The sequence below is a fragment of the Demequina sp. genome (assembly GCF_016278775.1).
In the GTDB taxonomy this organism is placed as follows: domain Bacteria; phylum Actinomycetota; class Actinomycetes; order Actinomycetales; family Demequinaceae; genus Demequina.
The window spans coordinates 1-6415 of the sequence record NZ_JADQBF010000046.1 but is presented as its reverse complement, the minus strand read 5'-3'; the positions used below and the strand labels follow the sequence as shown (position 1 = coordinate 6415).

Below are 6415 nucleotides of genomic sequence, written 5' to 3'. Positions count from 1 at the left end.
AGGTCATTGGCCCGAAGGGCAAGATGATCAACCAGATCCAGGACGACACCGGCGCGGACATCTCGATCGAGGACGATGGCACCGTGTTCATCGGTGCCGTCGACGGTCCTTCGGCCGAGGCCGCACGTGCGGCGATCAACGCGATCGCCAACCCCCACATGCCTGAGGTGGGCGAGCGCTTCGTCGGCACCGTCGTCAAGACGGTCGCCTTCGGCGCCTTCGTGTCTCTCAGCCCCGGCAAGGACGGACTGCTGCACATCTCGCAGATCCGCAAGCTCGTGGGTGGCAAGCGTGTGGAGAACGTCGAGGACGTGCTGGCCGTCGGCCAGAAGGTCCAGGTCCAGATCGGCGAGATCGACCCCCGCGGCAAGCTGTCGCTCGAGGTCGTGGAAGACGCAAACGCCGCGTCGGCCGATGCTGTGGAGTCTGACGACGACGAGTAGCAGTCGACTGCGTCGGCAACGACGCGACACAGACTGAACGCGAACAAGGGCGGTCCCGGGAAACCGGGGCCGCCCTTGTTGCGTCCGCCCCACGTCACGGCGCCGATATGGTTGTGGCGTGCGTCCGGCGAGCCGAAACGCACGCCACAACCATATGTACGGCGGGCGAGCGGGCGGCGTGCTCGGCGCCCTGCCCAGCGGGTTAGGCTCGCTGACATGCCTCATGACCTTCCCCTCGTCCCCGCCTCCGCCGCCGGATCGAGCCTCACCTTCGAGCAAGACCACGGCGCCGTCATCCGCAGGTCCATCCTCCCCGGCGGGGTGCGTGTCTTCACCGAGCACATTCCCGGCCTGAGGTCGGCGACGTTCGGCGCGTGGATCGGCAGGGGGTCGAGGGACGAGAAGCCTGACCACGCCGGCTCCACCCACTTCTTGGAGCACTTGCTGTTCAAGGGCACGTCAACGCGCGGCGCCCTTGACATCGCGGAGGCCTTCGACCGCGTGGGCGGCGAGTCAAACGCCATGACGGCCAAGGAGTACACCTGCTACTACGCGCGGGTCATCGACGTGGACTTGCCGATGGCGGTCGAGGTGATCCTGGACATGGTGACGGGCGCGACCCTCACCCAGTCGGACTTCGACCTCGAGCGTGGCGTGATTCTCGAAGAGCTCGCCATGGCAGACGACGACCCTGGCGACGTGGCACACGAGCGCTTCTCAGAGGCGATTCTTGGCGGCCACCCGCTTGGCCGCCCGATCGGCGGCACCCCTGCCATCATCAAGGCGGTGGACCGCGAGGCGGTGCTGGAGCATTACGGGGAGCACTACCGGCCCGAGGGCCTGATCGTCACGGCCGCGGGAGGCGTGGACCATGACGCCCTGTGCGGCTGGGTGCTGGCAGCCCTCGATCGCGGGGGTTGGGACACCACTGGAGACGTTGCCCCGCTCGGCAGGCGGGACGCCTCGGCCGCCGTCGACGCGACCCTCACGCCGCGCCTGAACATCGTGCGCGACATCGAGCAGGCACACATCGTGCTCGGCACCCGCGGGCTTGCCGCCGCCGACGAGCGCCGCAACGTCCTTGCCGTCATGAGCACCATCCTCGGCGCGGGAATGTCCTCCCGGCTGTTCCAGGAGATCCGCGAGAAGCGGGGCCTCGCTTACACGGTGTACTCGTTCGGCCAGCCGCACGCGGAGACGGGACTGTTCGGCATGTACGCCGCGTGCAGCCCGGCCAAGGCCGACGAGGTGGCTGGCCTGCTCATGGCGGAGCTGGAGCGCATGGGAGAGGGCATCACGCCTGGCGAGTTGGAGCGGGCACAGGGCCAGATTGCGGGCGCCACGGTGCTGAGGCTCGAGGATTCCTATTCGCGCATGTCGCGTTTGGGCAAGGCGGAGCTGGCGTTCGGCGAACTGTGGAGCATTGGCGAGTCCCTGGAACAAGTACGCGCGGTCACGGCCGACGACGTGGCCGGGCTGGCAGTCGAGCTCGCGTCGCGCCCGCGCGGCGAGGTACGGGTGGGTCCGGACTCGTAGAGCCCCTCGCCTGTCCCGGGTAGGCTCGACACATGATCAACGTCGCAGTCATTGGAGCTTCCGGACGCATGGGCAAGGCCGTGGTCGCTGCGGTGCAGGAGGCAGCGGACCTCGAACTCGTCGCGGAACTCGACGCGGGGGATGACCTCGCGGAGGCGACGCGCGCCAAGGCAGAGGTCGCGGTGGACTTCACGGTGCCAGAGGCCTCGGAGGCGAACGTCCACGCGCTCATTGAACTGGGGCTGCACGCCGTGGTCGGAACCAGCGGCTGGACTACCGATGCGCTGGACCGCGTGAGCGAGCATCTCAAGGAGCGCCCGGAGTTGGGCGTGTTGGTGGCCCCGAACTTCGCGCTGGGCGCGGTGCTGGCGATGCGACTGAGTGCGGCTGCTGCCAAGTACTTCGAGTCCGTGGAGATCGTGGAATTGCACCACCCAGAGATGGTCGACGCGCCCTCAGGTACGGCCGCCCACACGGCGGCGGGTATCGCGGCGGCGCGTGCGGAGGCGGGAGTCGAGGCATCTCCGGACGCCACTACGAGCGATCCTGACGGCGCCCGCGGTGCGCTCGTCGACGGCGTGCGCGTGCACGCGGTGCGCCTGCGCGGGCTTGTGGCGCACGAAGAGATCCTCATGGGCAACCCAGGGGAGCAGTTCACCATTCGCCACGACAGCTTTGACCGCGTGAGTTTCATGCCGGGCGTGTTGCTTGCCATCCGCAACGTGGACCGCAATCCCGGCCTCACCGTCGGCCTCGACAACTACATGGATCTGTAGTGGGTCTGCTCCGACGCCCGGCGTTCCTGGCTGCGGCCGCCACCTGCGCGATCGTCGCGCTGTACTTCGCCCTGGTGGCAGGGCGGGCCCTGGTGTTCATCAAGGAAGACGACGCCGTGGCGCGCGCCCTGGGCGTGGCGCTTCTTGTGATGCCAGCGCTCGGCGCATGGTGGCTTGCCCACGAGTGGCGCACGGGCACCACGGTGCAGCGCATGGCAGACGATCTGGAGCGCCAAGACCGGTTACCGATTCACGATGGCGAGACAGACGAGCAGGGCAGACTCACCGAGTCCGCCCAGGTTGCCGTGTTCGAGGTGGCGCGCAGGAACGTTGACGCCCGGCCAGACGACTGGGCGGCCTGGTTTCACGTCGCGTATGCGTACGAGGCGAGCGGGGACCGGTCGATGGCGCGCAAGTCGCTGCGCCATGCGTCAGACCTCTACCGTCAGGCCAAGCGCGCCGCGCACGACGGCGCGTAGGGCATCGGCGCCCGTGGCCGTGTGAGGACAGTCAGGAAGCGTCCACCAGCGAGGCGTGCCAGAGCTTCTCTGGGATGGTGAGCCCTGGGCCATCCAGTTCGCGGCGCATTCCAGCCTCACCAAAGCCAGCGCCCGCCAGGAAGTCGGCGCGCACCACGTCGGGGTCGATGGCCCAGATCTTCATCTCTTCGCCCCCGTTGTTGCGCAAGTGATCAGCGGCGGCGGCCAGCAGGCGGGATCCGTGTCCACGGCGGCGCCGTGCGGGGTCCACCTCAAGGGCGACGATGGTGCTGGGAGCGGCCACAGCGGCGAAGCCGACAAGGTCGCCGTCGCTCATGGCGACGAACACCTGGTGGCCAGGGGTCGGCGGTTGGGAAATCGCATCCGCCCAACCCTGGGCGATCACATCGCGGTCGAAGGCGTCGTGCCGGCGCCTTCCCAGGCGCTGGCCGAGGGACGCCACCCACGCGTCGACCTGGATACGAGCAATGTCTTGCTCGTCGCCGGGGCGGGCTGGGCGGACGGACACGTCGGGATCTGCGGGCTCGCTCATGACTCCGAGCCTACGCCGTGTGGTAAGGGCTTGGACAGGACTTGGGTCGAGGGCGTGTGAGTTGGTGGGCCGCCGTGGCCGGGACGCTCAGCCCCAGCCAAGCGCTCTCAAGGCGGCCGCGACCCCTGCTGCGGCAATCACCACCACGATGAAGGGCGCGCGCCGCCACAGCAGCACCGCCGCGACGGCCACCGCAGCCACGCGCGCGTCGAACGCGAGGGACCGGCCCGTCGTGAAGGCCTGCACGGCGAACAAGGCAAACAACAGCGCGACGGTGAGGTAGCTGGCGATGCGGAGCACGCGCGGGTGCTCGAGCCAACGCTCTGGCACCAGATGGCCGGTGGCCTTGGTGAGCCACGAGACCAGGCCAGCGGCCGCGATCGCGACCCACAGCCACATGTAGGCGCTCATACCGGCGCCTCCGTCGGCTCGAGTTCGACGGCTGGCCCGCTCCACCCTGCGGCGACCGCCACGAGCGCCGCTGCGAGAATCGGCAACCCGGCGGGCAGGACGGGGGTGAGGGCGAGAGCAAGGACGGCGGCCGCCGCCGCGACCGCTTGAGCCTTGCGCGTTGCAAGCCGAGGCCATACGAGTCCGAGGAACGCGGCTGCGGCGGCGGCATCGAGCCCCCAGGCCTGCGGCTCGCCGATGTACTGGCCAGCGATCGCACCGACTCCCACCAGCGCGTTCCAGGCGACAAAGACGCCGACGCCCGTCCACCAGAAGCCCGTGCGCCTCGCCTGCGGGTCTGCCGCCGGCTGCGCCAACGCGACGGCCGTAGACTCGTCGATCGTGACTTGCGCGCCCCACACGAACCGCCACCCGCGCATCGGCCGCAGGATGGGAGCGAGAGCTACCCCGTAGAAGCCGTTGCGCACCCCCAGGAGCGCCGACGTCCCCAGTGCCGCCCACGGGGAGCCCGCGGCACCGACGACGCCGACGAAGGCGAACTGGGAGCCGCCAGAGAACACGATCAGTGACATCGCCATCGTCTGCCAGAAGTCGAGCCCCGCGGCCACCGCCAACGCGCCAAGGCTGAGCCCGTACGCGCCCGTGGCGAGCGACACGGAGACCGCCTGCTGGCGCACCGGGTCGAGGCGGAGGCTGCGCATGCGGTCATCCTCGCATGGCGCGTGGGTGCCGCCGCGGGTGCGGGTGGCCCGGGTTCGACGGTTCAGAGGCTCCAGGGCACAGGCGTGCCCTCGCCGTCGTAGAGGGCGGGGCGAGCGAAGGAGGCCAGCGGCTCCGTGGCGAGCGTGTCACGCGTGGCCCACCACTCGACCGCGCGCACCTTTGCGCCGTCGTCGAAGCACTCGATTCCGATACGGTCCTTCCGCAGGTAGCCGAGCCGTGCAGGGATGGCCGCGCTGCGCGTGTTGGACGGCGCGTGCGAGATGTCTGCCACGTCGGCGCCCACGGAACCCAGGGCAACCCACGTGAGCGCCGCGCACGCCTCCGTGACCAGGCCGTGGCCCTCGTGTGTCGCGTCGATCCAGTAGCCGAGGGCCAGCCGTTCTGGGTCGGTGCGGACGTGGAAGCCGGTGCCGCCGATGAGCGCGCCGTCTGGCGTGAAGATGCCCATGGTGTACGAGGTGCCGTCGGCGTACGCGTCGCTCACGCCAGCGATCCACTCCCGCCGCTGCGCCACCGTTTGGGGTTCGAACTTCATCCACTCCATGTATCGGCGCAGGTGGCTGCCGTTGCGGGGTATCACGGTGGCCAGTTGCTCGGCGTCAGCGTGCTGGTATGCCCGGATGACGAGCCGCTCCGTCTCGATGCGGTGGGGGACGGGGCGTGCCAGGGCGATGGTGGGAGGCATGGAGGTCGTGGTGCCTTACCGGGGGCTCGTGGCGCGTGTGTGCCAGGGGAGCTGGTGATCGGCGGCGTCGAAGGCTTGCGGCCGCGGGCAGGACGCAAGCGGTTCGCGCGAGAGGTGTTCCGCAGTGGCTGACCACATGTCGGTGGGCTCAACCCCCTCGACGCCCGGCATGAGCGTCAACTCGCGGCCATCGTACGAGTAGCCGCAGCGCTGCGGAACGGCACGCGACGCGAGGTTGTCGGGAGTGTGGTGGATCTCGACGCGGTCCGCTTTCACGAGGGTGAGCGCCACGTGCGTGAGCGCGAGCACCGCCTCGGTCACATAGCCGCGACCCTGGTGGTCGTAAGCGATCCAGTAGCCGATCTCGAGCGCACCGGGACCCAGCCGCGTGTGGAAGCCGGTGCCTCCCACGTACGCGCCGGTGTCGCGCGCGAAGATCCCCATGGGGAAGTCACGGCCCTCGTCGTAGTCGGTCATGAACGTCTCGAGCAGGGCCGCGCGGTCAGCTGGCGGGAGGGGCTCGGCGCGGGCCCACGGAAGAAAGGGGGCGAGGTGATCCTTGCTGGCCAGAGTGACACGAGACATCTGATCCGCATCGTCGGCTCGGTAGCGGCGCAGCGTGAGACGCTCGGTGACGATGCGATGGGGGACGCGCCATGCAGTCTCAGGCATGTGCCGATTCTGGCACGACCCGCCGGTAGGTGACGTAGCGGTAGCCCAGCCCGGTGCCCGACACCTGGGGTTCGGACGCGGACGCGACCTCCCAATCGTCGTCGGCCAGGGCGGGCGCGAAGGTGTCTCCCTCGGAG

9 protein-coding genes are annotated in these 6415 nt (G+C 69.4%); 4 read left to right on the top strand and 5 right to left on the bottom strand.

The genetic code is table 11. The annotated features are described in order from the left end of the window. From QZZ33_RS06640 to QZZ33_RS06625, 4 genes are all read left to right on the top strand, one after another. Positions 1-443, top strand: a 443-nt coding sequence (locus tag QZZ33_RS06640; RefSeq protein WP_291378983.1) for a S1 RNA-binding domain-containing protein, incomplete at its 5' end; no start/stop codon positions are given. Between the two features lie 216 nt (positions 444-659). Beyond that, the gene (locus QZZ33_RS06635; RefSeq protein WP_291378982.1) at positions 660-1979 is read left to right on the top strand and encodes a pitrilysin family protein; all 1320 of its coding nucleotides are present in this window, start codon (positions 660-662) and stop codon (positions 1977-1979) included. 32 nt (positions 1980-2011) lie between these two features. Next, positions 2012-2755, top strand: coding sequence for a 4-hydroxy-tetrahydrodipicolinate reductase (gene dapB, locus QZZ33_RS06630; RefSeq protein ID WP_291378981.1), 744 nt, complete (start codon positions 2012-2014; stop codon positions 2753-2755). After that, a complete protein-coding gene (locus tag QZZ33_RS06625; protein WP_291378980.1) occupies positions 2755-3234 on the top strand; it encodes a hypothetical protein in 480 nt (159 codons plus the stop codon). The genes dapB and QZZ33_RS06625 overlap by 1 nt, the downstream gene beginning before the upstream one ends. 31 nt (positions 3235-3265) lie before the next feature. Here the strand turns inward: QZZ33_RS06625 and QZZ33_RS06620 are convergent, their stop codons facing one another. From QZZ33_RS06620 to QZZ33_RS06600, 5 genes are all read right to left on the bottom strand, one after another. Next, positions 3266-3787: a GNAT family N-acetyltransferase gene (locus tag QZZ33_RS06620; RefSeq protein ID WP_291378979.1), complete on the bottom strand. Its 522-nt coding sequence runs from the start codon at positions 3785-3787 to the stop codon at positions 3266-3268. A gap of 87 nt (positions 3788-3874) precedes the next feature. Beyond that, a complete protein-coding gene (locus QZZ33_RS06615) occupies positions 3875-4198 on the bottom strand; it encodes an AzlD domain-containing protein (protein WP_291378978.1) in 324 nt (107 codons plus the stop codon). Continuing rightward, positions 4195-4899 (bottom strand): AzlC family ABC transporter permease, encoded by a 705-nt coding sequence (locus QZZ33_RS06610; protein WP_291378977.1) that lies wholly within the window; start codon positions 4897-4899, stop codon positions 4195-4197. Before QZZ33_RS06610 ends, QZZ33_RS06615 begins: the two co-directional genes overlap by 4 nt. 62 nt (positions 4900-4961) lie before the next feature. Next, positions 4962-5606: a GNAT family N-acetyltransferase gene (locus tag QZZ33_RS06605; RefSeq protein ID WP_291378976.1), complete on the bottom strand. Its 645-nt coding sequence runs from the start codon at positions 5604-5606 to the stop codon at positions 4962-4964. Between the two features lie 15 nt (positions 5607-5621). Continuing rightward, positions 5622-6278, bottom strand: coding sequence for a GNAT family N-acetyltransferase (locus QZZ33_RS06600; protein WP_291378975.1), 657 nt, complete (start codon positions 6276-6278; stop codon positions 5622-5624). Positions 6279-6415: the final 137 nt, after the last annotated feature.

What these genes read in the sequence shown, in the direction of transcription:
- QZZ33_RS06600 (WP_291378975.1), bottom strand. Translation starts at nt 6,278, where the DNA reads ATGCCTGAGACTGCATGGCGCGTCCCCCATCGCATCGTCACCGAGCGT.
- QZZ33_RS06635 (WP_291378982.1), top strand. Translation starts at nt 660, where the DNA reads ATGCCTCATGACCTTCCCCTCGTCCCCGCCTCCGCCGCCGGATCGAGC.
- QZZ33_RS06605 (WP_291378976.1), bottom strand. Translation starts at nt 5,606, where the DNA reads ATGCCTCCCACCATCGCCCTGGCACGCCCCGTCCCCCACCGCATCGAG.
- dapB (WP_291378981.1), top strand. Translation starts at nt 2,012, where the DNA reads ATGATCAACGTCGCAGTCATTGGAGCTTCCGGACGCATGGGCAAGGCC.
- QZZ33_RS06610 (WP_291378977.1), bottom strand. Translation starts at nt 4,899, where the DNA reads ATGCGCAGCCTCCGCCTCGACCCGGTGCGCCAGCAGGCGGTCTCCGTG.
- QZZ33_RS06620 (WP_291378979.1), bottom strand. Translation starts at nt 3,787, where the DNA reads ATGAGCGAGCCCGCAGATCCCGACGTGTCCGTCCGCCCAGCCCGCCCC.
- QZZ33_RS06615 (WP_291378978.1), bottom strand. Translation starts at nt 4,198, where the DNA reads ATGAGCGCCTACATGTGGCTGTGGGTCGCGATCGCGGCCGCTGGCCTG.